The organism is Streptomyces sp. NPDC091289, assembly GCF_044757365.1.
Taxonomy (GTDB): domain Bacteria; phylum Actinomycetota; class Actinomycetes; order Streptomycetales; family Streptomycetaceae; genus Streptomyces.
Window position 1 is genome coordinate 232,771 of the sequence record NZ_JBIVUT010000012.1, and the last position, 24,943, is coordinate 257,713.

Annotated in this window: 20 protein-coding genes; 9 read left to right on the plus strand and 11 right to left on the minus strand. The window is 72.5% G+C overall.

The annotated features are described in order from the left end of the window. Positions 1–7: 7 nt before the first annotated feature. From murD to rsmH, 7 genes are read right to left on the minus strand one after another with little or no spacing between them, the layout of a single operon-like run. The gene (gene murD / locus ACIQPT_RS18380) at positions 8–1,450 is read right to left on the minus strand and encodes a UDP-N-acetylmuramoyl-L-alanine--D-glutamate ligase (RefSeq protein WP_401156915.1); all 1,443 of its coding nucleotides are present in this window, start codon (positions 1,448–1,450) and stop codon (positions 8–10) included. After that, the gene (gene mraY / locus ACIQPT_RS18385) at positions 1,432–2,502 is read right to left on the minus strand and encodes a phospho-N-acetylmuramoyl-pentapeptide-transferase (protein ID WP_401156916.1); all 1,071 of its coding nucleotides are present in this window, start codon (positions 2,500–2,502) and stop codon (positions 1,432–1,434) included. The genes murD and mraY overlap by 19 nt, the downstream gene beginning before the upstream one ends. Beyond that, positions 2,499–3,920 (minus strand): UDP-N-acetylmuramoyl-tripeptide--D-alanyl-D-alanine ligase, encoded by a 1,422-nt coding sequence (gene murF / locus ACIQPT_RS18390; protein ID WP_401156917.1) that lies wholly within the window; start codon positions 3,918–3,920, stop codon positions 2,499–2,501. Before murF ends, mraY begins: the two co-directional genes overlap by 4 nt. A 4-nt stretch (positions 3,921–3,924) precedes the next feature. Then, on the minus strand, positions 3,925–5,643 hold the full coding sequence (locus ACIQPT_RS18395; RefSeq protein ID WP_401156918.1) for a UDP-N-acetylmuramoyl-L-alanyl-D-glutamate--2,6-diaminopimelate ligase: 1,719 nt from the start codon (positions 5,641–5,643) through the stop codon (positions 3,925–3,927). 40 nt (positions 5,644–5,683) lie between these two features. Next, positions 5,684–7,672 (minus strand): peptidoglycan D,D-transpeptidase FtsI family protein, encoded by a 1,989-nt coding sequence (locus ACIQPT_RS18400; protein ID WP_401156919.1) that lies wholly within the window; start codon positions 7,670–7,672, stop codon positions 5,684–5,686. Positions 7,673–7,676: 4 nt separating this feature from the next. Next, a complete protein-coding gene (locus ACIQPT_RS18405) occupies positions 7,677–8,246 on the minus strand; it encodes a septum formation initiator family protein (RefSeq protein WP_401156920.1) in 570 nt (189 codons plus the stop codon). Positions 8,247–8,265: 19 nt separating this feature from the next. Beyond that, positions 8,266–9,231, minus strand: coding sequence for a 16S rRNA (cytosine(1402)-N(4))-methyltransferase RsmH (gene rsmH / locus ACIQPT_RS18410; protein ID WP_401156921.1), 966 nt, complete (start codon positions 9,229–9,231; stop codon positions 8,266–8,268). 432 nt (positions 9,232–9,663) lie between these two features. On the opposite strand from rsmH, the gene ACIQPT_RS18415 reads away from it, so the two are divergent. The 4 genes from ACIQPT_RS18415 to ACIQPT_RS18430 all read left to right on the plus strand — a co-directional run bounded on the left by ACIQPT_RS18415 (position 9,664) and on the right by ACIQPT_RS18430 (position 15,312). Then, complete coding sequence (locus tag ACIQPT_RS18415; protein ID WP_401156922.1) at positions 9,664–10,230, plus strand: beta-class carbonic anhydrase; 567 nt, start codon at positions 9,664–9,666, stop codon at positions 10,228–10,230. Between the two features lie 251 nt (positions 10,231–10,481). Beyond that, complete coding sequence (locus ACIQPT_RS18420) at positions 10,482–11,531, plus strand: AAA family ATPase (protein WP_401156923.1); 1,050 nt, start codon at positions 10,482–10,484, stop codon at positions 11,529–11,531. After that, positions 11,531–12,898 carry a DUF58 domain-containing protein gene (locus ACIQPT_RS18425; RefSeq protein ID WP_401156924.1) on the plus strand — a complete coding sequence of 456 codons (1,368 nt, stop codon included), beginning with the start codon at positions 11,531–11,533 and terminating at the stop codon, positions 12,896–12,898. The genes ACIQPT_RS18420 and ACIQPT_RS18425 overlap by 1 nt, the downstream gene beginning before the upstream one ends. Continuing rightward, positions 12,895–15,312, plus strand: a complete 2,418-nt coding sequence (locus tag ACIQPT_RS18430; protein WP_401156925.1) for a DUF3488 and DUF4129 domain-containing transglutaminase family protein — start codon at positions 12,895–12,897, stop codon at positions 15,310–15,312. Before ACIQPT_RS18425 ends, ACIQPT_RS18430 begins: the two co-directional genes overlap by 4 nt. A 138-nt stretch (positions 15,313–15,450) precedes the next feature. Here ACIQPT_RS18430 and ACIQPT_RS18435 read toward each other — a convergent pair whose 3' ends face one another. From ACIQPT_RS18435 to ACIQPT_RS18445, 3 genes are all read right to left on the minus strand, one after another. Beyond that, positions 15,451–15,855: a DUF3040 domain-containing protein gene (locus tag ACIQPT_RS18435; RefSeq protein ID WP_401156926.1), complete on the minus strand. Its 405-nt coding sequence runs from the start codon at positions 15,853–15,855 to the stop codon at positions 15,451–15,453. Positions 15,856–16,102: 247 nt separating this feature from the next. Then, positions 16,103–16,861, minus strand: a complete 759-nt coding sequence (locus ACIQPT_RS18440; RefSeq protein WP_401156927.1) for a methyltransferase — start codon at positions 16,859–16,861, stop codon at positions 16,103–16,105. 140 nt (positions 16,862–17,001) lie between these two features. After that, positions 17,002–17,529 carry an SAV_6107 family HEPN domain-containing protein gene (locus tag ACIQPT_RS18445; RefSeq protein ID WP_401156928.1) on the minus strand — a complete coding sequence of 176 codons (528 nt, stop codon included), beginning with the start codon at positions 17,527–17,529 and terminating at the stop codon, positions 17,002–17,004. A gap of 168 nt (positions 17,530–17,697) precedes the next feature. Between ACIQPT_RS18445 and ACIQPT_RS18450 the strand changes: the two genes are divergently transcribed. From ACIQPT_RS18450 to ACIQPT_RS18470, 5 genes are all read left to right on the plus strand, one after another. Next, positions 17,698–18,483 carry an ATP-binding cassette domain-containing protein gene (locus ACIQPT_RS18450; RefSeq protein WP_401156929.1) on the plus strand — a complete coding sequence of 262 codons (786 nt, stop codon included), beginning with the start codon at positions 17,698–17,700 and terminating at the stop codon, positions 18,481–18,483. Then, positions 18,455–20,542: a YhgE/Pip family protein gene (locus ACIQPT_RS18455; RefSeq protein WP_401156930.1), complete on the plus strand. Its 2,088-nt coding sequence runs from the start codon at positions 18,455–18,457 to the stop codon at positions 20,540–20,542. The genes ACIQPT_RS18450 and ACIQPT_RS18455 overlap by 29 nt, the downstream gene beginning before the upstream one ends. A gap of 77 nt (positions 20,543–20,619) precedes the next feature. Further along, positions 20,620–21,231: a TetR/AcrR family transcriptional regulator gene (locus ACIQPT_RS18460; RefSeq protein WP_030086638.1), complete on the plus strand. Its 612-nt coding sequence runs from the start codon at positions 20,620–20,622 to the stop codon at positions 21,229–21,231. A 365-nt stretch (positions 21,232–21,596) separates the two neighbouring features. After that, the gene (locus ACIQPT_RS18465) at positions 21,597–22,193 is read left to right on the plus strand and encodes a DUF4126 domain-containing protein (RefSeq protein WP_401156931.1); all 597 of its coding nucleotides are present in this window, start codon (positions 21,597–21,599) and stop codon (positions 22,191–22,193) included. Between the two features lie 227 nt (positions 22,194–22,420). After that, positions 22,421–23,935, plus strand: coding sequence for a phytoene desaturase family protein (locus ACIQPT_RS18470; RefSeq protein WP_401156932.1), 1,515 nt, complete (start codon positions 22,421–22,423; stop codon positions 23,933–23,935). Positions 23,936–23,997: 62 nt separating this feature from the next. On the opposite strand, the gene ACIQPT_RS18475 is transcribed toward ACIQPT_RS18470, so the two are convergent. Then, on the minus strand, positions 23,998–24,915 hold the full coding sequence (locus tag ACIQPT_RS18475) for a hypothetical protein (RefSeq protein WP_401156933.1): 918 nt from the start codon (positions 24,913–24,915) through the stop codon (positions 23,998–24,000). Between the last annotated feature and the right edge of the window lie 28 nt (positions 24,916–24,943).

Sequence of the window (24,943 nt, forward strand, 5' to 3'; positions counted from 1 at the left end):
CGGTCGGTCAGGCGCTCTCGTCGGCGCGTGCGCGGACCGCGTCCGCGAACGCCTCGCCCCGCTTGTTGTAGTTGGTGAACATGTCCATCGAGGCACAGGCCGGGGCCAGCAGTACCGTATCGCCCGGCCGGGCGAGCGCTGCCGCCTGCGCGACCGCTTCGGACATCGCCCCAGTGTCGGTCCGGTCGAGGTCGACCACCGGGACTTCGGGGGCGTGTCGCGTCAGGGCTTCGTGGATCAGCGCCCGGTCGGCGCCCATCAGCACGACGCCGCGCAGCCGCTTCGCCGCGCCGGTGACCAGCTCGTCGAAGGTGGCGCCCTTGGCGAGTCCGCCCGCGATCCAGACGATGGAGTCGTAGGCGGCCAGCGAGGCCTCGGTGGCGTGGGTGTTGGTGGCCTTGGAGTCGTCGACGTAGGCGACTTCGGCGATGTCCGCGACGTGTTCGATGCGGTGGGCGTCCGGCCGGAAGGCCCGCAGTCCGTCGCGTACGGCGGCCGCCTCGACGCCGAAGGCGCGGGCGAGGGCCGCGGCCGCGAGGGCGTTGGCGATGTTGTGCGGGGCCGGCGGGTTGACGTCGGTGACCTCGGCCAGTTCCTGGGCCTGCTTCTGGCGGTTGGCGACGAACGCCCGGTCGACGAGGATGCCGTCGACCACGCCGAGCTGCGAGGGGCCGGGGGCGCCGAGGGTGAAGCCGATGGCCCGGCAGCCCTCCTCGACGTCGGCCTCGCGCACCAGGTCCTCGGTGGCCGGGTCGGCGACGTTGTAGACGCAGGCGACCGTGTTGCCCTCGTAGACGCGGCCCTTGTCGGCGGTGTACGCCTCCATCGAGCCGTGCCAGTCGAGGTGGTCGGGGGCCAGGTTGAGGACGGCGGCGGAGTGGGCGCGCAGGGAGGGCGCCCAGTGCAGCTGGTAGCTGGAGAGTTCGACGGCGAGGACGTCGTACTCCGTCTCGCCGAGCACCGCGTCCAGCAGCGATACGCCGATGTTGCCGACGGCCGCGGTGCGCAGGCCCGCGGCTTCGAGGATCGAGGCCAGCATCCGTACGGTGGTGGTCTTGCCGTTGGTGCCGGTGACCGCGAGCCAGGGCGCGGGCTCGCGGCCGTTGTCGCCGCGCAGTCGCCAGGCCAGTTCGACGTCGCCCCAGACCGGGACGCCCGCCTCGGCGGCAGCCAGGAAGAGCGGCTTGTCCGGCTGCCAGCCGGGGGCGGTGACGACGAGTTCCGTGGACGGCGGCAGGGTGGCGCCGTCACCGAGGCGCACCGTGATGCCGTGCGCCTCCAGTTCGGCCGCCTGCGCGCGGGCGCGTGCGTCGTCGCCGTCGTTGACGACGGTGACGAGCGCGCCGCGCTCGTGCAGGGCGCGGGCCGCGGGGATGCCGCTGACGCCGAGCCCGGCGACGGTGACGTGCTTGCCCTGCCAGTCCACGGTGCTCACTTCTTGGCTGCCCATCCCGCGTAGAAGAGGCCGAGGCCGACGATCACGCACATGCCCTGGATGATCCAGAAGCGGACCACGACAAGGACCTCGGACCACCCCTTGAGTTCGAAGTGGTGCTGGAGCGGCGCCATCCGGAAGACCCGCTTGCCGGTCATCTTGAACGAACCGACCTGGATGACCACGGACATGGTGATCATCACGAAGAGGCCGCCGAGGATGGCCATCAGGAACTCGGTGCGGGAGAGGATCGCGAGGCCCGCGAGCGCACCGCCGAGTGCGAGCGAGCCGGTGTCGCCCATGAAGATCTTGGCGGGCGAGGTGTTCCACCACAGGAAGCCGAAGCAGGCGCCCATCAGCGCGGCGGCGACGACGGCGAGGTCGAGCGGGTCGCGCACCTCGAAGCAGGCGTTCGGGTTGGTCAGGTTGTCCGCGTTGGCGCAGGACTCCTGGAACTGCCAGAGGCCGATGAAGGTGTAGGCGCCGAAGACCATCACCGAGGCCCCGGTGGCCAGCCCGTCGAGGCCGTCGGTGAGGTTCACGCCGTTGGACATGGCGAGGATCATGAACAGCGCCCAGACGCAGAACAGCACCGGGCCGATCGACCAGCCGAAGTCCTCGACGAACGAGAGCCGGGTGGAGGCCGGGGTGTAGTCCATGGAGTTGGGGAACTGGAGCGAGAGCACCGCGAAGGCGATGCCGACGATCAGCTGTCCCGCCATCTTCGCCTTGGCCCGCAGACCGAGCGAACGCTGCTTGACGATCTTGATGTAGTCGTCGAGGAACCCGACGAGCCCCATCCCGGTCATGAGGAACAGCACGAGGACGCCGGAGTAGCGGATGTCCTCTCCCGTGAGGACCTTCGCGAGGAGGTACGCGATGATCGTCGCCAGGATGAAGGCGATGCCGCCCATCGTGGGCGTGCCCTTCTTGCTGCCGTGCGTGCGCGGGCCGTCGTCCCGGATGAACTGCCCGTATCCCTTGCGGGCCAGCAGCTTGATCAGCAGCGGAGTACCGACCAGGGTCAGAAAGAGCCCGATGGCCCCCGCGAAGAGGATCTGCCTCATCGGCCGGCGACCTCGCCCTCGGTCGAGTTCTCCAGCAGTGCCTGGGCGACCTTCTCCAGGCCGACCGACCGGGACGCCTTCACCAGCACGACGTCTCCCGGGCGCAGTTCACTGCGCAACAGGTCGACGGCCGCCTGTGCGTCGGACACGTGCACCGACTCCTCACCCCACGAACCCTCGTTATATGCGCCCAGTTGCAGCCAGGAGGCTTCTCTCCCCCCGACAGCGACGAGCTTGCTGACGTTGAGCCGGACGGCGAGCCGTCCGACCGCGTCGTGCTCGGCGAGCGACGCGTCACCGAGCTCGGCCATCTGACCGAGCACCGCCCAGGTGCGTCCCCCGTCGGCCCCTCGGGCCTGGCCCATGGCAGCCAGCGCACGCAGTGCGGCTCTCATGGATTCGGGGTTCGCGTTGTAGGCGTCGTTGACGACCGTCACACCGTCCGGACGCTCGGTGACCTCCATGCGCCAGCGGGAGAGGGTGCCCGCCTCCGAGAGCGCCTCGGCGATCTCGGTCACGGACATGCCCAACTCATGGGCGACGGCGGCCGCGGCGAGCGCGTTCGACACGTGGTGCTCACCGTACAGGCGCATGGTCACGTCGCTGCACCCGGTGGGTGTGTGGAGCACGAAGGCGGGCCGGCCGTCGGCGGTCATCCTGACCTTCTCGCCCCGTACGTCCGCTTCCGGGGCTTCTCCGAAGAGCAGGACGCGGGCCTTGGTGCGCGAGGCCATGGCGCGGACGAGCGGGTCGTCCGCGTTGAGCACGGCGCAGCCGTCCTCGGGCAGGACCTCGACCAGCTCGCCCTTGGCCTGGGCGATGGCCTCCCGGCTGCCGAACTCGCCGAGGTGGGCGGAGCCGACGTTGAGGACGAGGCCGATGCGGGGCGGGGTGAGGTCGGCCAGGTAGTGGATGTGGCCGACGCCGCGGGCGCCCATCTCCAGGACCAGGTGCTCGGTATCGGCGGTGGCCGTCAGCGCCGTGATGGGCAGGCCGATCTCGTTGTTGAGGGAGCCGGGCGTCCAGACGGTCGGGCCCTTGCGCTGGAGGAGCTGCGCGATCAGGTCCTTGGTGGACGTCTTGCCGGCAGATCCGGTGAGGCCGACGACGGTGGTGCCGAGGCGTTCGACGACGGCGCGGGCGAGGGCGCCGAGCGCGCCGACGACGTCGTCCACGACGATCGCCGGAACGCCGACGGGACGGGCCGCCAGGACGGCTGCCGCACCCGCCTCGACGGCGCGCTGGGCGTAGTCGTGGCCGTCGACCCGTTCGCCGGCGAACGCGGCGAACAGGCTGCCGGGCGCGACCTCGCGGGAGTCGATGACGACGGGTCCGCTCACGGTGACTGCCGGATCCGGTATGTCGTACGACTGCCCGCCGACGATTTCGGCGATCTCGGCGAGGGAAAGGGTGATCACTTGGTCATCCCTGACTGTTGTTCTCGTGGTGAGGGGCACGGTCCGCGGCGCCGGGGCGCGTCAGGGACCGCTCGATGGCTGCGTGCAGGACCTTGCGGTCGTCGAAGGCTCGGATCACTCCGTGGATGTCCTGGCCCTGTTCGTGCCCCTTGCCCGCGACGAGGACGGTGTCGCCCGGTTCGGCGCGGGCGACGGCGGCGGCGATGGCCGAGGCGCGGTCGGCGTCGATCAGCACGTCGCCGCGCTCGTGGACGGGGACTTCGGCGGCGCCGGAGAGCATCGCGGCGAGGATCGCGAGGGGGTCCTCGGAGCGGGGGTTGTCGGAGGTCAGTACGGCGGTGTCGGCGAGCCGGGCCGCCGCTGCGCCCATCGGGCCGCGTTTGGTGGTGTCGCGGTCGCCGCCGCAGCCGAGGACGATGTGCACCCGGCCCTCGGTGACCTTGCGCAGGGAGCGCAGGACGGACTCGACGGCGTCGGTCTTGTGCGCGTAGTCGACGACGGCGAGGTAGGGCTGTCCGGCGTCCACCCGCTCCAGCCGGCCCGGGACCCCGGGGACGGCCGCGATGCCGTCGGCGGCGGTCTGCGGGTCGACGCCCGCGACGGCCAGCGTGACGATCGCGGCGAGGGTGTTGGCGACGTTGAACGGTCCGGGCAGCGGGGCGCGGGCGGTGATCCGCTCGCCCTTCGGGCCGACGGCGGTGAAGGTGCTGTCCTGCGGTCCGACCTCGACGTCCTCGGCGTGCCAGTCGGCGTCCGGGTGGCCCTCGGCGGAGAAGCTGGTGACCGGCACCCCGGACTCGGTGAGGAGCCTGCGGCCGTACTCGTCGTCGAAGTTCACGACGCCGCGGTGGCTGCGCTCGGGGGTGAACAGCTGGGCCTTGGCCTGGAAGTAGTCCTCCATGCCGGAGTGGAACTCCATGTGCTCCGGGCTGAGGTTGTTGAAGACGGCGACGTCGAAGACGCAGCCGTCGACCCGGCCGAGCACCAGGGCGTGGCTGGAGACCTCCATCGCGACGGCCTCGACGCCGCGTTCGCGCATGACGGCGAACAGGGCCTGCAGGTCGGTGGCTTCGGGGGTGGTGCGCTCGGACTTGATGCGCTCGTCGCCGATGCGCATCTCGACGGTGCCGATCAGCCCGGTGGGGCGTCCGGCGGCGCGCAGTCCGCCCTCGACGAGGTACGCGGTGGTGGTCTTGCCGGAGGTTCCGGTGATGCCGAGCTGGAGGAGGCCGATGCCGGGCCGCCCGTAGATGTCGGCGGCCAGCTCGCCCATCACGGCGCGCGGGTTCTCGGTGACCAGGACCGGCAGGCCGGTGGCGGCGGCGCGTTCGGCGCCGGCGGGGTCGGTGAGAACGGCGGCGGCGCCGAGGCCCGCTGCCTGGGCCGCGAAGTCGGCGCCGTGGAAGCGGGCGCCGGGCAGGGCCGCGTACACGTCGCCGGGGCGCACGGCCCGCGAGTCGTGCGTGATGCCGGTGACCTCACCGGACCCGGCCGCTTCGACGCCGAGCCGGCCGGCCAGCTCGCCGAGAGGGGTGGGCCGGAGCCGGTCCGGTCGGGGCGCTCCCGGGTAGGTCACAGGCGCGTCCTTCTGAGAGGTTTGGGACTGATCAGCGTGGGGCACGGCGGTGAGCGTACCGGGCCGGTGCGGGCTCTCGCGAAGCGAGGGACCCCGGTCGTGGCGGTTCTCGTTCCGGTTCCCGGGATCGGGGGTGATGGTTGTCACTGAGGGTTCCCTTGGAGGAGATGCTCGCGCATCCCCGTGTTCACTCGCCGGGCTTGAAGGACACCGGCAGCCGGGGCGGCTCGCTGCCGGACGGAGGGGTCTGGAGCGTCTTGAGCGCGAACTCCATGACCTGCTTGTAGATCGGGCCGCAGATCTGACCGCCGAAGTAGCTGCCCTTGGTGGGGTTCTGGATCGCGCAGTAGACGGTGACCTGCGGGTTGTCGGCGGGGGCGAAGCCCGCGAAGGAGGCGGTGTAGCCCTTGTAGACACCGCGGACGGGGTCGACCCGGTTGGCGGTGCCGGTCTTGCCCGCGACCCGGTAGCCGGGGATGGCGGCCTTGGTGCCGGTGCCTTCCTGGTCGTCGACGACGGACTCCAGCATCGTGGCCAGGGTCTTGGCGGTCTTCTCGCTGACCACCCGGTTCTCCTCGGGGGCCTCTCCTGCGGTGAAGTGCCCGTCGGAGCCCTTGGTGCCGCGGACGAGGGTGGGGGCGATCCGTACGCCTCCGTTGGCGATGGTCGAGTAGACCGATGCGGCCTGGACGGCGTTGAGCGAGAGGCCCTGACCGAAGGGGATCGTGTACTGCTGCGAGGTCGACCAGTCCTTGGGGTGGGCCAGCAGGCCGGGCGACTCGCCGGGGTAGCCGAGCCCGGTCTTGGCTCCGAGGCCGAACTTGCGCAGGTAGTCGTAGAGGACCTGGTTGGACTCCGCCTGGGTCTTGCCGAGCTGACCGGTCGCCAGGATGGTGCCGATGTTGCTGGACTTGGCGAGGACCCCGTTGAGCGTGAGATACCAGGTGGGGTGGTCGACGTCGTCCTTGAAGAGCCGGTCGCCGCGGTGCAGCCGGTTGGGGACGGTGACATGGGTGCCGGGGGTCGCGGCCTTCTCCTCCAGTACGGCGGCCATGGACATGACCTTGCTGGTGGAGCCGGGCTCGTACACGTCCTGGAGGGCCGCGTTGCCGAGGGAGGCCGAGGTGGCCTGGGAGAGGTCGTTGGGGTCGTAGCCGGGGGCGTTGGCCATGGCCAGCAGCTCGCCGGTCCTGGTGTTCTGGACGATGACGTAGCCGCGGTCGGCCTTGGACTTGGCGACCTGGTCGCTGATGGCCTTCTGGGCGGCCCACTGGATGTCGCGGTCGATGGTCAGCTCGATGTCGGAGCCGGGCACGGCCGGGACCTCGGTGCTGCCGGCGGTGGGGACCCGCCGGCCGCCGGCCTGGGCGTAACGGATCTTGCCGTCCTCGCCCGCGAGTTCCTTGTTCAGCTGCGACTCGAGGCCGCCGCCGCCCTTGCCGTCGTCGCTGACGAATCCCAGTATCCCGGCGGCGAGATCCCCGTTGGGGTAGACGCGCTTGGTGGTGGGCTCCTGGAGGACCCCGGCCAGGACGTTGGCTCCGGGGCCGCCCTTCAGCTTGTCCGCGGAGGCCTTCTCGGCGAAGACGGACTTGAGGTCCTTGATCTGCTTCCAGACCTGGGGGGTCTGCCGGTAGGCGAGGACGGTGTAGCGGGACTTGGGCTTCGAGAGCTTCTCGACGAGCTCGTCGACGTCCTTGCCGAGGATCGGGGCGAGCAGGGCGGCGGCCTGCTCGGGCGCGTCGGGGGCCTTGCTGTCCTCGGGCGTGAACATCTTCGGGTCGGCGGTGATGTTGTGCGCGTCCACGCTGGTGGCGAGCGCGACGCCCTTGCGGTCGGTGATCTCGCCGCGCTCGGCGGCGACCGTGTACTCCAGGTAGCGGTTCTTCTCGGCCTTGGCCGCGTACGCGCTGGCGTCGACGGCCTGGACCTGGAGCAGGCGGGCCACGAAGGCCAGCATGACCAGCGTCAGCCCGAGGCTGACGAGCCGCAGCCGAGGGCGCGGGCTGCCGAGGCGCAGGGAGCGCGGTGTGCCGCCGCGCGCAGTGGTGCGCCCTGCGGCGGGACGGGGGCGGCGGGCCGGTGGGCGCGCGCCGGAGCGACCGGATCCGTTGGCCCCGTTACGGGGGCGGGCCGGTCCGGGTACGCGGCGGCGCGGCGGTTCCTTGGGCGGCACTGCGTCACCTGCCGGGGCTCGTCGGGGGCGGGCTGTTCTCCGCCCCGGGGGCGGTTGCGGGGTCGGGCTCGGTCGCGGGTACGGATCCGGAGGGCGACGCGGAACCGGCGGCTCCGGCCGATGCCTCGGGGGCGTCGGGGTCCGGGGTGGCGTCGGCCGCGGCACTGGGGCTCGGGGTGGGGCTGGGGCTGGGAGACGGCGGGGCGGTGGCCTCGGTGGGGGCGCCGCGGACCGTGCCGTCGGGGTTCAGGAAGGCGGGGCTGCCGCCGGGGACCATGCCCAGCTCCCGGGCCCGGCGTTCCAGGGCGTCGGGCTGGGAGCGGCTGTCGACGTCGCGCTGGAGGGCCTGCTGCTCGTCGGTGAGCTCGGTGGTGTCCCGCTTCAGCTCGCTGAGCCTGAACGATCCTTCGTTGAGGGCGGAGTTCAGCAGGAGGAGGGTGATGAGCCCGCCGCCCAGGAGAAGCACGACCAGCAGGACGAAGGGGGTGCGGGCCGCGCTGCTGGGCCCGGTGGACGGCATCAGCCGGGCGAGCCGTGCGGCCCGGCCCTTCAGCGGTGCGGCCGGTTTGCTCACCGCGCGCCCCCCGTGGTGCTCATCGCTCTTCCTCCCGGATGCGCTGGGCGCCGCGCAGCCGGGCGGGGGCGGCGCGCCGGTTCTCGGCGACCTCCTCCTCGGTGGGCAGCTCGGCGCCCCGGGTGAGCTGCTTGAGGCGGGGCTGGTAGCGCTCGGGGACGACGGGCAGTCCGGGGGGCGCGGTGTTGGCCGCACCGGCTGCGAAGACCTGCTTGACCAGCCGGTCCTCCAGCGAGTGGTAGGACAGCACGGCGATGCGGCCGCCGACGGCGAGGCACTGGACGGCGGCCGGGATGGCCTGCTCCAGGACGCTCAGCTCGCCGTTGACCTCGATGCGCAGGGCCTGGAAGGTCCGCTTGGCGGGGTTGCCGCCGGTGCGCTTGGCGGCCTGCGGCAGCGCGTCGCGGATCAGCTCGACGAGCCGGGCGCTGTTGCTGAACGGCTCCTTCTCGCGCTCGCGCACGACGGCGGAGACGATCCGCTTGGCCTGCTTCTCCTCGCCGTACGCCCGCAGGATCCGGACCAGCTCGCCGGGCGGGTAGGTGTTGAGCACCTCGGCGGCGCCCATGCCGGTGGACTGGTCCATGCGCATGTCGAGCGGGGCGTCCTGGGCGTACGCGAACCCGCGGTCGGCCTCGTCCAGTTGCATGGAGGAGACGCCGAGGTCGAAGAGGATGCCCTGGACCTTCGGGACGCCGAGCCGTTCGAGGACCTCGGGGAGCTCGTCGTAGACCGCGTGGACGAGGGTGGCCCGGTCGCCGTAGGGGGCGAGCCGTTCGCCGGAGAGGCGGAGCGCCTCCTTGTCCCGGTCCAGGGCGATCAGCCGGGCGGTGGGGAAGGAGGCGAGCAGCGCCTCGCTGTGACCGCCGAGGCCGAGGGTGCAGTCGACGACCACGGGCTCCGGGTGGGCCGGGTCCTGGAGAGCCGGGGCCAACAGGTCCAGACACCTCTGGAGCATCACCGGGACGTGTCGGGTCTGGCTCAATGCGCCCTCTCAGGCTCTGTCCCGCGCGGCCGGCACGTACGTCCTGGTCCCCGCCCGCTCTGAAGGGGAGGTCCGCCGGCGCCGGGGAAGAGGCGTCGGCCGACCGAGAGCGGGAGAGGGCCGGGTCGCACGTACGCCGCACATCACGGGGGAAATACGGAATATGCAGGAGGTGCAGGGGGTGCGATGGGGCGGTGGGTCGAGTACGGGGGTGAGTGGTGACTTCGCGTTACTTTAGTCCACCCTGCCATTCGATCGATGCGCGATCAACGAACCGCGCAGCGCGTCGCTCCACCCGTACGGATGCGGTGAACCCACTCGAACAGCCGCATCCCCCGGGTCTTGTGGGTTAGCTCACAACAAGTCGCGTTGACGTTCTTTGTCCGCTCTCACAGCACGCCCGGGCCAGGTGGGAACGCTAACGTCGTATCCATGTCGACTTCCGCTCAGACCTCCGCCGCCGAGTCCGTGACGCCCCCCGCCTCGGCGGTCCGCGAGGGGGGCCAGGTCACCGACCGGCTCGTCGAGCTGAACTCCGGGTACGCGAAGGAGTTCCGCGATCCGGGCATGGACGCGCGCCCGGTCCTCCAGGTCGCCATCGTCGCCTGCATGGACGCCCGTCTCGACCTGCACGCCGCGCTCGGTCTGGAGCTCGGCGACTGCCACACCATCCGTAACGCGGGCGGTGTGGTGACGGAGGACGTGATCCGTTCGCTGACCATCAGCCAGCGGGCGCTCGGCACCCGCAGCGTGGTCCTCATCCACCACACCAACTGTGGTCTGGAGTCCCTCACCGAGGACTTCCGGCAGGATCTGGAGCGCGAGGTGGGCCAGCGTCCGGCCTGGGCCGTGGAGGCCTACACGGACGCCGACCAGGACGTACGCCAGTCGATGCAGCGGGTGCGCACCTCGCCGTTCCTGCTGCACACCGACGACGTGCGCGGGTTCGTGTTCGACGTGACCACCGGTCTGCTGCGCGAGATCGACTCCGTTTCCTGAACGCATTCCGCTCGCTTCCCGGCCCTCCGCCGCACTTCACGCACCCATCACCGTGACCTGCGGTGTCGAAATCGTGACAGAAGCTGACTTTTCACACCCACTTATCCACAGGCGAGTGACACGAAGCGGTAACGGCAACAAGAATGCGGGTGTGACGTCCCCCGGGCCTTCCGGAGGAGTGTCCGATTTTTCGGGGTGGGCCGCGCGGGTACGCGCGACGGCCCCTGCGCAAAAGGGCCGAGGAGGGCCGGGTGACGACCTATGACGATCGAGCGAGCCTCACGGATCTGACCACCACAGCAGAGCGGGTGCGCAGGTCGGTGGAGGGGGTGATCGAGGGCAAGCCCGAGGTCGTACGGCTTTCGCTGACCGTGCTGCTCGCCGAGGGACATCTCCTCATCGAGGACGTTCCCGGTGTCGGCAAGACCATGCTGGCCAAGGCCCTGGCGCGGTCCATCGACTGTTCGGTGCGGCGGATCCAGTTCACGCCGGACCTGCTGCCCTCGGACATCACCGGCGTGTCGATCTTCGACCAGCAGCGGCGGGACTTCGAGTTCAAGCCGGGTGCGATCTTCGCCCAGATCGTGATCGGCGACGAGATCAACCGCGCCTCGCCGAAGACGCAGTCGGCGCTGCTGGAGTCGATGGAGGAGCGCCAGGTCACCATCGACGGGCACACCTACGAGCTGCCCGACCCCTTCATGGTCGTGGCCACCCAGAATCCGGTCGAGATGGAGGGCACCTACCCGCTGCCCGAGGCCCAGCGCGACCGGTTCATGGCCCGGGTCTCCATCGGCTATCCCAGCCCGGAGGCCGAGCTCCAGATGCTCGACGTGCACGGGGGGCTCTCCCCGCTGGACGACCTCCAGCCGGTGGCGCACGCCCACGACATCGTGAAGCTGATCGACGCCGTCCGTACGGTGCATGTCGCCGACGCCGTCCGGCGCTACGCCGTGGAGCTCGTCGGGGCCACCCGCAGCCACCCCGACCTCCGGCTCGGCGCCTCCCCGCGCGCGACGCTGCATCTGCTGCGCGCCGCGAAGGCGTCCGCCGCTCTCAGCGGGCGCGACTACGCCCTGCCGGACGACGTCCAGGCGCTGGCCACGCCGGTGCTCGCGCACCGGCTGCTGCCGACCGCCCAGGCCCAGCTGAACCGGCGCACGGCGGAACAGGTGGTCCTGGAGATCATCCAGCGCACCCCCGTGCCGACCTCGGCCGGCGGCACCACGCCGCCCGTGCCGGGCGGGCAGGAGCCGGGTCGCCCGCTGTACCACCAGCAGCCCGGCGCACGGCGGCTGTGATGGTGGCCGGCGAGCCCGGCGCCGTGGAGGACGGCGACAGCAAGGGCGGCGCCCGGGCGGCCCTGGGCGGGCTGACCACCCGGGGACGCTCGTTCCTGGCCGCCGGTCTTGCCGCCGCCGTCTGCGCGTACGTGCTGGGCCAGGGCGATCTGCTGCGGGTCGGGCTGCTGCTGGCCGTGCTGCCGCTGGTCTGCGTGACCGTGCTCTACCGCACCCGCTACCGGGTGACGGGCACCCGGCGGCTCTCGCCGTCCCGGGTGCCCGCGGGCGCGGAGGCCCGGGTGCACCTGCGGATGGAGAACGTCTCGCGGCTGCCCACCGGTCTGCTGATGCTCCAGGACCGCGTTCCGTACGTGCTGGGCCCACGGCCCCGCTTCGTCCTGGACCGGGTGGAGGCGGGCGGCCGGCGCGAGGTGTCCTACCGGGTCCGCTCCGACCTGCGCGGCCGCTATCCGCTGGGCCCGTTGCAACTGCGGCTCAGCGACCCGTTCGGGATGTGCGAGCTGACCCGCTCCTTCAGCACGTTCGACACCCTCGTCGTCATCCCGCGCACGGTGGCGCTGCCCGCGCTGCGGCTGGCGGGCGAGGCCTCCGGGTACGGCGACGGGCGGCAGCGGTCGCTCGCCCTCGCCGGTGAGGACGACATCATTCCGCGCGGCTACCGCCACGGGGACGACCTGCGCCGGGTCCACTGGCGCTCCACCGCACGCCACGGCGAGCTGATGGTGCGCCGGGAGGAACAGCCGCAGCGCGCCAGGTGCACGGTCCTGCTGGACACCCGGCAGATCGGCTACCAGGGCGCCGGGCCCGACTCGGCGTTCGAGTGGGCGGTCTCGGGGGCCGCCTCCGCACTGGTGCACATGCTGGAGCGCGGCTTCGCCGTACGCCTGCTCACCGACGACGGGAACGCGGTGCCCGGCGAGGGATCCGGCGGATTCGCGGGCTCGACCCAGGAGTCCGCGGACTCGGCGGGGCTGATGCTCGACACACTCGCGGTGGTCGGTCATTCCGACGGCGGGGGCCTCTCGCGCGCCCATGACGTGCTGCGCGGCGGCAACGAGGGGCTGCTCATCGCCTTCTTCGGCGACCTGGACGAGGAACAGGCCGCGGTCGCGGCCCGGATGCGGCAGCGCGCCGGCGCGGGGGTCGCCTTCGTCCTGGACAGCGCCGCCTGGGCCGGCGACGAGGCCGTGACGGGACGGGCCGATGAGCGGCTGCGCCGGCTGCGCGAGTCGGGCTGGATCGCGGTGCCCGTGGAGCCGGGGGCCGAACTGCCCGCGCTGTGGCAGTTGGCGGGCCGGATGCGCACGGATGATTCCTCCGCCCCGAGCGGCGGCACGACAGGCTTTGCGGGGGGATGGTCATGAGCGGGCGGGCCAGGCTGGCGCTGTGCGCCTATGCGGCGACACTGCTGGCGGCGGGGGCGCTGATCCCGCTGGTGGAGGGGGTCGGCTGGCTGATGCGGGCGGCGGTGCTGCTCGGTGTCCAGAGCGCGGTGGGCGCCCTCGCGCGCCGGGTGCCGCTGGCACGGACGCTGACCATCGCCGTCCAGACGCTGGTCACCCTGGTGCTGCTGACGCTGATGTTCGCCCGGGACCACGCCCTGTTCGGGGTGCTGCCCGGACCGGCTGCCGTCATGCGCCTCGGCGAGCTGCTGGTGGCGGGCGGCGAGGACGTCGGCACGTACGCCACCCCGGCCCCGATGACCGACGGCATCAAGCTGATGGTGATCGGCGGGGTGGTCCTGATCGGTCTCGCGGTGGACGCCCTGGCGGTGACCTTCCGCAGCGCGGCCCCGGCCGGACTGCCGCTGCTCGCCCTGTATTCGGTCGCGGCCGGTCTCTCCGACGGCGGAGCGGGCTGGCTGTGGTTCCTGCTGGCCGCCTCCGGCTATCTGCTGCTCCTGCTGGCGGAGGGCCGGGACCGGCTCTCCCAGTGGGGCCGCGTCTTCGGCGGCGCCGCGCGGAACTCGGGCGGTCTGGCCGACGGGCTGGCCGGTGCGAGCGGTGGCTCCTCCCCCGTCCGCACCGGGCGGCGGATCGGCGTGCTGGCACTCGGCATCGCCCTGGTGGCCCCGCTCGCCCTGCCCGCCCTGGACAGCGGTCTGCTGGGTGGCAGCGGCCCGGGGAACGGCAGGGGCAGCGGCGGCGGCACCATCTCCGCGGTGAATCCGCTGGTGTCGCTCCAGAACAACCTCAACCAGCCGGACAACCGGGAGGTGATGACGTACCGCAGCAACATCGAGGACCCGCAGAGCCTCTATCTCCGGATCCTGGCCCTGGACGAGTTCAACGGCAGCGAGTGGCGTTCCTCCACCCGCCGGCTGACGGACGTGCCCGACCGGCTCCCGCAGCCCACCGGGCTGAGCGGGGACGTCGCCGTCACCGAGGTCCGGACGAACATCTCCGCCTCGCGCTCCTACCAGCAGACCTATCTGCCGCTCCCCTACCCGGCGAGCGAGATCCGCGTCGGCGGCCGCTGGCGGTACGAGCCCGAGGGCCGCACCCTGGTCGGCGACGACGGGCAGACCACACGGGGCGCGCAGTACGAGGTCGGCAGCCTGGTGGTCGAACCCACGGCGGACCAGCTCGCGGCCGCGGGCTCACCGCCGGAGGAGCTGGTCCGCGAGTACACCCAGATCCCCGGCTCGCTGCCGGGCGTGGTCGCCGACACCGCCGAGGAGGTCACCGAAGGCGCGTCCAACGCCTACGAGCAGGCGGTGAAGCTCCAGGACTGGTTCGCCTCCGACGGCGGCTTCACCTACGACACCACGGTCACCTCGGGGACCGGGTCGTCCGCCATCGCACGGTTCCTCCGCGACAAGGAGGGCTTCTGTGTCCACTTCTCGTTCTCGATGGCGGCGATGGCCCGGACGCTGGGCATTCCGGCCCGGGTCGCGGTGGGCTTCACCCCGGGCACCATGAAGTCGAACGGGGCGACCTCGGTCGGACTGCGCGACGCGCACGCCTGGCCCGAGCTGTATTTCGAGGGGATCGGGTGGACCCGGTTCGAGCCCACCCCGAGCCGGGGCAGCACTCCGTCGTACACCCGGCCCGAGGTCCCCTCGGACAGCGCGAGCGACGCGGCCGAGCCCTCCGCGGACACCTCGGCCGCACCGTCGGCCGCGCCCTCCGCCGATGACAGCTGCCCGCCGCAGTTGCGCCAGGAAGGCGGGTGCGGGCCCTCGCAGGAGCCGGGAGCGGCGCTGCCGACCGACGGGGGCACCCCGGCCGGGACGGTGCTGCTGGTGGTCCTCGCGGCGGTCCTGGTGCTGGTGCTGCCGTTGTCGCCGCTGCTGTGGCGGACCCGGACGAGAAACCGCCGGCTGGGTTCCGGGGGCCGGACGCCCGCGGACGCCGCCGCGCGGACGCTGGCCGCCTGGCGGGAGATCGCCGATACGGCCTGGGACCACGGCATCGGTCCCGACGAGTCGCTGACGCCCCGGAAGGCGGCGGCCAGGATCGTGCGGCTGGGCCGGCTCGACACCACCGCGGCCGAGGCCGTGCACCGGGTCGCGGGCTCGGTGGAGCAGGTGCTGTACGCCCCCGAGCCGCGCCCCGCGGCCGGACTGGCCGAGGACGCGTCGGCGGTACGGGCGGGTCTGCGGGCCTCGGCGGGCCGCGGCGCCCGGCTGCGGGCGACGCTTCTGCCCCGCTCGTCCGTCCGGGTGGTGTGGGCCCTCACGGACCGTCGGGCAGCGCTCTCGGAGCGCTGGGCGAACCGTCCGGGAGCCGGTCTCTGGACGGGCAGGCTGCGCCGCCTCACGCGCCGGCCCGGCTGAGGCACCCACACCGCACACACGCACACCGCACATGGGTGAGGGGCGGCCGCAGAAATGCGGCCGCCCCTCACCCATCGGTGTCTTACGTCGTGCCATCGCACGGCCCGGTGCGGAGACAGGGCCGAGACGTTCTGCTGACTACTGGCCCTGTTCGTCGCGGCGGCGCTGCCACCGCTGTTCGATGCGGTTCAACATCGACCGGCGTTGTCTCGGTCGGCGGCGTGCACCGCTGTCCCCGCTGTCCGCGGCGGCCGGCTGTTGTTCACCGGGCTTGGGCGCTTTGCGCCATCCGGTGACCGCGAGCACGGCACAGCCGAGCATGACGAGGAACCCCACCACGCTGATCCAGATCTGCTGGGCGACCATTCCGGCCATGAGGAGCGCGATACCCACCAGGAAGCCTGCGACCGCCTGATAGACCCTTTTCCGGGTGTACGTACGCAGTCCGCTTCCCTCGAGCGCTGTCGCGAACTTGGGATCTTCGGCGTACAGCGCTCGCTCCATCTGCTCGAGCATGCGCTGCTCGTGCTCCGAGAGCGGCACGGGATCCTCCTCGTCGTCGGCCGCGGGGGCGACCGGTATGCGGCCCTTCCAGGATAGGCAGGGATTCGCCCCCGTGAAACCCGCCCTCTAGCGTTCAGCCAGTCCGGACCGCTATGTCGGCTCGGCTGCTGAGGCGTAGATTCCCCGACGACCGATCCGCCATGCCGGATGGTGTCACCCGATCATACGGGGCGTACGCCCCGTACGGGGGTCCTGAGTCCCACTCCGTCCGCAGCTGCGTTGCTGATCAGCGGCGCTTCTCGCCCAGAACGTGCAGCTGCGTGGCGACGGAATGGAACGCGGGCTGCTCGGCGACGGCCGCTTCCAGCTTGAGGAGCGCCTCCATGGCGCCGGGCTCGGTGTCCACCAGGCCGCCCGGCACGAGGTCGGCGAAGACCCGGACCCCGTGCACCCCGGCGATCTCCAGACCGGCCTCGGAGACCAGGTCGGAGAGCTGATCGGCGGTGAACCTGCGGGGCACCGGGTCGCCCTCGCCCCAGCGGCCGGCCGGGTCGGTGAGCGCGTGCCGGGCCTCGGTGAAGTGACCGGCGAGCGCGCGGGCCAGGACGGCTCCGCCCAGTCCGGCGGCCAGCAGGCTGAGCGCGCCGGAGGGGCGCAGCGCCTCGACCGCGTTGCGTACGCCCTCGGCGGGCTCGTCGACGTACTCCAGGACGCCATGGCAGAGAACCGCGTCGAAGCCGTCACGCTCCACGACGTCGAACAGCCCGAGGATGTCGCCCTGGACTCCCCGGACCCGGTCGGCGACCCCGGCCTCGGCCGCACGGCGCTCCAGCGCGAAGAGCGCGTTGGGGCTGGGGTCGACGACGGTGACCCGGTGGCCGAGCCGGGCCGCGGGCACGGCGAAGTTGCCGGTGCCGCCGCCGGTGTCCAGTACGTCCAGGGCGTCCCTGCCGGTCGCCTTGGCCTGACGGTCCAGAGCGTCCTTGAGGACCTCCCAGACCACGGCGGTACGGAGGGAGGCGCGGGGGCGCAGCTGGTCCGACACGGCAGATGACTCCTCGGCACGGTGCCGCCGGGGACGGCGGAGCGTGAACGGTGCGGGTGGTGATGTGAGCGGTCACCACCCTATTGCCTCGCACCGCCGCCCGGATCACCCGCCGCCGGGCCGTTCGGGACGTGTCCGGGTCACCCGCCGCCGGGGCGCTCCGGGCGTGGTTGCGGGAGCACCGGCTGGAGCACCAGCAGCCGTTCCACCAGGCGCAGGAACATGGCCGCGTCGCGCAGCAGGTCGTCGGCGTCGCGCCCGCTGGCGGCTCCCGGCATGCCGGCCTCCGCGCGGGCCCGGCGCAGGGCGCCCGAGGCGAAGAGGGCGCTCCATTCGGTCAGTTCCGGGGCTATCTCCGGGAGGACTTCCCAGGCGCTGCGGATGCGGTCGCGGCGGCGCTTGTTCGTCTCGGGGCGGCCGCGGGCGGCCAGCACGGCCGCCGCGGTGCGCAGGGCGGCGAGGTGGGCGGTGGCGTACCGCTCGTTGGGTTCGTGGAGCACGGCGGCCTCGTCGAGGCCGGAGCGGGCCTTGGCGAGCAGTTCGAGAGCGGCGGGCGGCGCCGTGCTGCGGCGCAGCACGGGGTGGACATCGCCGGCCGGACCGGTCGGTGAGGGGGCAGGGCTGCCTGCGCGGCGCCGCGGGGCGGCGGCTGCGGACGAGCTGGCCATGACGAACCTCCTGTCGTCGTGTGACGGCTTCGTGGCCGTCTGTGTCCATGGTGGCGGGCCCCACTGACAATCGACCCGAATCCGCCCCTGACCTGCCGTTTTGCTTCGAGCGCGAGTTCGGACTACCTTTTTGCACTGACTGGTCAGTTCAATTAGGGGAGGGTCTCTGTGGAGAGCCCGCACGGCGCCGCTGTCAGCGCCGAGGACTTCGGACTGGAAGGACCGCGCGGCCCGGTCTTCCGGAACGTGACGTTCAGTGCCGAGCCAGGGGCGCTGGTGGCCATCGAGGGACCGTCGGGATCGGGCCGCACCTGCCTGCTGCTCGCCCTGACCGGCCGGATGCGCACCACCGAGGGCCATGCGGAGACCGGCGGGCTGCGGCTGCCCAAGCAGGCCGCCGCCGTCCGCAGGATCGCCGCCCTGGGCCCGGTGCCGGGCGTCAGCGAGCTGGACCCCGCCTTCACCGTCGCCGAGCACCTCGGCGAACGCGCCCTCCTCCAGGGCCGCTACGGCGCATCCCTGCGCACCCTGCTGCGCCCGCGCGCCGAGCGCCGGGCCGCGGCCGAGGCCCGGGTCGACGAGGCCCTGGAGGCCGCGGGGCTCGACCCCGCCACCCTGCCCAAGTCGGGGCGCACCTCCGTACGGGATCTGGAGCGTCTCGAGGCGCTGCGGCTGTCCGTCGCGCTGGCGCTGATCGGCAAGCCGCGGCTGCTCGCCGTCGACGACACCGACCTCAAGCTCCCGGACGCCGAACGCGACCGGGCCTGGGCGCTGCTGCGCTCCGTGGCCGACGCCGGGACGACCGTGCTCGCCGTGTGCAGCGAGGCCCCGGAGAACACCCAGGTCGTGCGGACCGCCCCGGTCACCGGAGAACGCGCCGCCGAAGAACCCACCACCGCCCCCACCACCGACGAGGAGACGGCCGATGCGTTCGCCGAAGCTGGCCGCGCTTGAGCTGAAGCGGTTCGGCAGGGGGAAGCTGCCGGCCGCCGCGCTGGTGGCCCTGCTGCTCCTGCCGCTGCTCTACGGCGCCCTGTACCTGTGCTCCTTCTGGGACCCGTACGGGAAGCTCGACAAGCTGCCCGTCGCCCTGGTCAACGACGACAAGGGGGCCACCAGCGACGGCAAGCGCGTCACGGCCGGGGACGAGATCAGCAAGAAGCTGCTCGACTCCAAGGTGTTCGACTGGCACGAGGTGAGCTCCGCCGACGCCGAGAAGGGCGTCGAGGAGGGCACGTACTACCTCTCGTTGACGATGCCGTCGGACTTCAGTAAGAAGATCGCGTCCAGCGGCGGGGACTCCCCCGAGACCGGCGCGCTCCAGGTGCGCACGAACGACGCGAACAACTACATCGTCGGCCAGATCTCCAAGACGGTCTTCGGCGAGGTGCGCAACGCCGCCTCCACGAACGCCTCCCGGGGCTTCCTGGACCGCATCTTCATCAACTTCTCCGATCTGCACGACAAGACCGCCGAGGCGGCCAAGGGAGCCGACGACCTCAAGGGCGGCATCTCGAAGGCGAAGCAGGGTTCCAAGGACCTCGCGGACGGCCTCAAGGACTCCAAGGCGGGCAGCAAGAAGCTCTCCGACGGAATCGTCCAGCTGAACAAGGGCTCGCGCGATCTCGCCACGGGCTCCGCCCAGGTGGCCGGCGGCACCCAGCTACTGGCCGACAAGGTCAACGGGATCGCCACCGACGTACGCCCCTTCTTCCAGGACAACGGGAAGTCCATCCGCGACACGGCCCGGCTGGTCGCCGACACCTCCGGGGCCGTCCGGCACAACCTCGACCTGTTGGTGAAGAGCGCGCCGACCGCCGCCGTCGGCGCCAAGGAGGCGGCCGACGAGCTGACCGAGATCCACCGCACCCAGTGCGAGGAGGCCGAGGAGCCCGACGCCACGGTCTGCCCGCCGCTGGAGCGCGCCAAGGTCACGGCCGTCGACGTCGCGAAGATCGCCGCCGATGTGAACACCCTGGTCACCAATCAGAACGGCGACCTGAAGAAGCTGAGCGCCCAGCTGACCACCTTCCAGAAGCAGGCCGAGGACCTCGCGAAGCGCGCGCCGACGCTCAACGACGACCTGGCATCCGCCGTCAGCGAGGTCAACAAGCTCAACACCGGCGCCCACAAGGTCGCCAAGGGCGCGCAGGCGCTGCACACCGGACTCGGCGGCGCGCAGACCGGCTCCAGCAACCTGGACACCGGCGTCGGCAAACTGAAGACCGGCGCCGAGAACCTGGACGGCGGGCTGTTCCGGCTCGGCGACGGTTCGACCGAGCTGGCCCAGGGCCTCAACGACGGCGTGGACAAGATCCCGGACTACGACAAGAAGGACCGCGACGCGCGGACCGACGTCATGGCCGACCCCGTCCAGCTGGCCTCCAAGTCGCTGCACGAAGCCCCCAACTACGGCACCGGCTTCGCCCCGTACTTCATCCCGCTGTCCCTGTGGGTCGGCGCGATGGTGGCGTACATGCTGATCCAGCCGCTCAACCGGCGGGCACTCGCCGCCGGGGCCTCCTCCTGGCGGATCGCGTTCGCCGGCTGGCTCCCGGTCGCCGCCATCGGCACGGCCCAGGTCGCCGCCCTGATGGCCGTCCTGCACTGGGGCCTCGACCTCCAGATGACCCACGCCGCCGGAACGATCGGCTTCCTGGCCCTGGTGACCTGCTGCTTCGCCGCGATCGTGCAGTGGCTGAACGCCTGCTTCGGGGCGGCCGGGCGGATCCTGGTGCTGGTGGTGCTGATGCTCCAGCTGACCTCGGCCGGGGGCACGTACCCCGTCCAGACCAGCCCCGGCTTCTTCGGCGCGATCCACCCGTACCTGCCGATGACCTACGTCGTCGAGGGGCTGCGCAGGCTCATCACGGGCGGTCCGCTCGCCCCGGTGTGGCTGGGCTGCGCGGTGCTGGGCGCCTTCACCGTCGGCGCGCTCGCCCTGACCGCGTTCACCGCCCGCCGCAAGCAGGTGTGGAGCCTGAGCCGGCTGCACCCGGAGCTGAGCCTGTGAGCGCGTCCGGAGCCGAGCCGGTGAACGCGCCGGGAGCCGGGCCGGTGAGCGCGTCGGGGCCTGGAAGAATCGAGCTCATGGAAAGCAGTGGCACCACGCGCCGCCAGGCCACCCGGCAGAAGCTCTACGAGGCGGCGGTGACGCTCATCGCCGAGAAGGGCTTCTCGGCGACCACCGTCGACGAGATCGCCGAGCGGGCCGGTGTCGCCAAGGGCACGGTCTATTACAACTTCAAGAGCAAGACCGAGCTGTTCGAGGAGCTGCTCCGGCACGGTGTGGGGCTGCTCACGGCCTCGCTGCGGGCCGCCGCCGAGGAGTCCGCGGAGCGCGGCGGCACCCGGGTCGAGGCGCTGGACGCCATGATCCGGGCCGGGCTCGCCTTCATCGACCGCTACCCGGCCTTCACCCAGCTGTACGTGGCCGAGCTCTGGCGCACCAACCGCGCCTGGCAGTCCACGCTGCTGGTGGTGCGTCAGGAGGCCGTCGCGGTCGTCGAGGACGTGCTGCGCGAGGCGGTGCGCAGCGGTGAGCTGAGCGAGGAGATCGACATCCCGCTGACGGCCGCCGCGCTGGTCGGGATGGTGCTGGTGGCGGCGCTGGACTGGCAGGCCTTCCAGCCGGAGCGCTCGATCGACGAGGTCCACTCGGCGCTGTCGCTGCTGCTGCACGGGCGGGTCAGCGGGCGCTGAGGCCCGCCCCCGGCAGAGGCGCCGGGAAAGCCGAAGACGCCGGCCGCTGGAGTTCGCATCCCCCGCGAACCTCACCGGACCGGCGTCTTCCGTGCTTGCCGGAAACCCGTTCCCCGTGACCCCGTATGTCCCCCGTGGTCCCCGGGCCTCCGTCGTGCACCCCCGTTGCGTCGGGGGAACCGCACCGTTCCGCCGCCCCGTGCCGGCGGTCCTGGCGCAGCGCCCCTTCCGTGGTCATCACTCTGCCGTCCGCGCAGGTGGGGGCCTATCCGCGCAGCTACTCATCTGTGTCCCTGAGTACGGATACTCAGAGCTCCGTTCCGAACCCCACCCGGGTCCGGCGCGGGGTCGTTACGATCACCTGCGTGTCGGTAATCCCCCTGGTGTTCACAAGCGGCTGGGCCAGCGGAATCAACGCGTACGCGGTGGTCCTGCTGCTCGGCCTGTTCGGCGCGACCGGCGTCTCCGACGAGGTGCCCGCCGCCCTGCAGCGCACGGACGTCCTGATCGTGGCCGGTGTGCTGTTCCTCTGCGAGGCGGTGGCGGACAAGATCCCCTACGTGGACTCGGTCTGGGACACGGCGCACACCGTGATCCGGCCGGTGGCCGGGGCGGTGATCGCCGCGCTGCTGGCCGGGGAGAGCGGTTCGCTGCCGGAGCTGGCGGCCGGGGCGATCGGCGGCTCCACGGCGCTGATGAGCCATCTGGTGAAGGCCGGCACGCGGATGGCCGTGAACACCTCCCCGGAGCCGTTCAGCAACGTCGGGATGAGCATCGCGGAGGACCTCGGGGTCGCCGGGGTCGTCACCTTCGCCATATTCAATCCGGTGGCGGCCGCCGTGATCGCGGCCGTGCTGCTGGTGCTCGGGATCGTCATAGTGGCCTTCCTCGCCTCCCGGATCCGCCGCTTCCTGCGCCGCCGGGCCCAGGGCCTGTCTGACAACTCCCGTCGTAGCCCGTAGGGCGGCCGCGCGGCGTCAGGTGCGTGCTCTCGGCGTGCCGGCCCCAGGCCCTCGTACTGGACGTACTTGGGTCTGGGGCCGGCGCGGCGAGAGTGCGTGCATGGCGTCGTGAGGCAGACGGGAGTTGTCAGACAGGCCCTGGCGCCGCGAGGAGAAACGGCTGGCCGGCGCGGAGGGGCCCTGGCCTCCTGGCTGAGCTGTCAGTGGTGGTCGATAAAGTCACCGGCATGGCACGAATTGCGGTGATCGGCGCCGGGACGGGCGCCATGGCGGCGGCCGCCCGGCTCGCCGTCGCGGGCGACAGGGTGACGGTGTACGAGCGGTCCGCGAGCTACGGCGGCTCGGTCGGCCGCCATGAGCACGAGGGCTTCGTCTTCGACACCGGGCCCGGGCTGCTGCACCTCCCCGCCGTCCAGCGCGATCTCTTCGTGAAGACCGGCAAGGAGTCGCTGGAGCAGTGCGTGACGCTGTCCCAGGTCGATCCGGCGAGCCGCCATCTCTTCGCGGACGGCACGGCGGTGTCCCTGCCCAACGCCTCCCGGGCCGGGGTCGCCGCCGCCCTGGACGGCGCCCTCGGCGCGGGCGCCGGGGCCCGCTGGAGCGACTTCATGGACCGGGCCCGGGATGCCTGGGACCGGTCGCGGCGGCCGCTCCTGGAGGAGCCGCTGCGGGCGGATCACCAGGTGCTGGGGCGCGACCCGTATCCCTCCGTGCGGCAGCGGCGGCTGCTGCGCGGGGCCCGGCAGGCGTCCACGGTCGCGGAGATCGGCGCGTGGGAGCTGGCGGACGTCCGGCTCGCCGCCCTGCTCGACGGGTACGCGCTGTCCCACGGCCTCGACCCGCGCGCCGCCCCCGCGAGCGCCGCGCTGCTGCCGTACATGGAGCAGACCTTCGGCAGCTGGTACGTGCTGGGCGGGATGCGCGAGCTGGCGCGGGCGGTGTACGAGCGGTGTGTGGCCCGCAGGGTGGAGTTCGTCTTCGGGGCCGAGGTGGTCCGGGTCGTCGAGAAGGACGGCCGGGCGGCGGGCGTCGAGCTGGCGGGCGGTGAGGTGGCCGAGGCCGACCGGGTGGTGCTCGGGGTCCGGCCGCGCCCGGGTCTGGTGCCGGGTCAGCAGGTGGGGGGCGCGGACGATGTGACGGTCCGGGCGGGCTCCGGCGCGGGTGCGGCCGGGCGGTTCACGGTGCTGCTGTCGCTGCGCGGGGCCCGGGAGGCGGACGCGGTGCACCGGACCGTGGTGCACAGCGCGGACGGGGCCGCGGAGCAGGAGGCGGTGTTCGGGGGCCGGGTCGCCGGGCACCCCACGGTGACGGTGCTGCGCCCCGACGATCCGGCGACCCGCCCGGACGCGGAGCACGAGGCGGTGACGCTCACCGCGACGGTCGCTCCGCAGGGGCCGGTCGACTGGCGGGACGCGGGGGTGCGGCAGCGGTTCGCCGATGTCCTGGTGGAGCGGGCGGCGGCGGCCGTTCCCGGGCTGCGGGAGCGGATCCTGCACACCGAGGTCCGCACACCGGCGGAGACCGAGGCGGAGACGGGGGCCGAGGGCGGTGCGGTGCCGCCGCCCGCGCTGGCCGGGGCGGACGGCGCGTATCTGCACCCGGGCAACCGCACCCGGCTGCCGGGGCTGTATCTCGCGGGCGGCTGGGCGCACCCGGGCGGCGGGCTCGCGCACGCCGGGATGTCGGGCACGCTGGTGGCCGGGCTCGTCGTGGAGGGCGACGACTTCCGCGGCTCCCGCTGAGCGAGGGCGAGGAGCACGGGCGCCGCTGCCGCCGGGGCCCGTCCCCCGGCGGCGGCGCGGTCTCAGTAGCGGTACTGCTCGTTCTGGCCGGTGTCGTAGCCGTTGCCGTACGAAGCGGGCCCCGCGGGCTGCTCCGGCGGCATCGGGGGGTACTGCTCGGCGTCGCGCTGCTGCGGGACCCAGACGCCGCCGGGCGGGGTGTCGGTGCCGTACGTCTCCGCGCCGTAGCTCTGGGCGTAGGGGTCGGCGTAGCTCTGCTGCCCGCCCTGGCTGTCGTAGCCGTCGCCGTTGCCGTAGGCGTCGTAACCGCCGTAGGAGGGGGCTCCGTTGGTGGTGCCGATGTACGGGTCGGAGTAGGCGGCGTAGCTCTGCTGGCCGGTGCCGTAGTCGTACGTTCCGGCGTAGGGGTCCTGGGCCGGCTGCTGCCCGTAGCCGGTGTACGGGTCGTACGCGGCGTACTGCGGCTGGGCCGAGGGGTCGGTCTCGTGACCCTGGCCCTGGTCCTGGCGGGCGTTGCCGTTCGCGTCGTAGCCGGTGTCCCCGTACACGCCGTACTGGCCGGTGTCGTCGGGCAGCGGCTGCGGTTCGTAGACGGACGGCGCGGGCGGGGCGGCCGGGGGCTGGTCGTACCCGGGGGCGGCGACCTCCAGGTCGGAGACCTCCAGCGTGGGTTCCTTCACGGCGGCGCCCTCGCCGCCGCCCTTGCGCCGGCGGCTCTCCCCCGGGCTGCCGCCTATGGCCCAGCCGGTGGAGAAGCCGCGCCGGAAGGACAGCGTCACGAAGGTCTGGCCGGTGGCGAAGGCGATGGTGCCGACGACGATGACCGGAACGGAGGCCAGCAGCACCCCGACCACCACGCCGAGGAAACCGGCGAAGGCGAGGAGCCGCCAGCGCAGTCGTGCCTTGTACTGCAGCAGCACCTCGCCGAGCAGCCACAGAGCCACCAGACCGAATGCGATGTAGAGGACCGTCCAGCCCACGCCCGCCCCCTCCTTCGGCCGTAGCCGC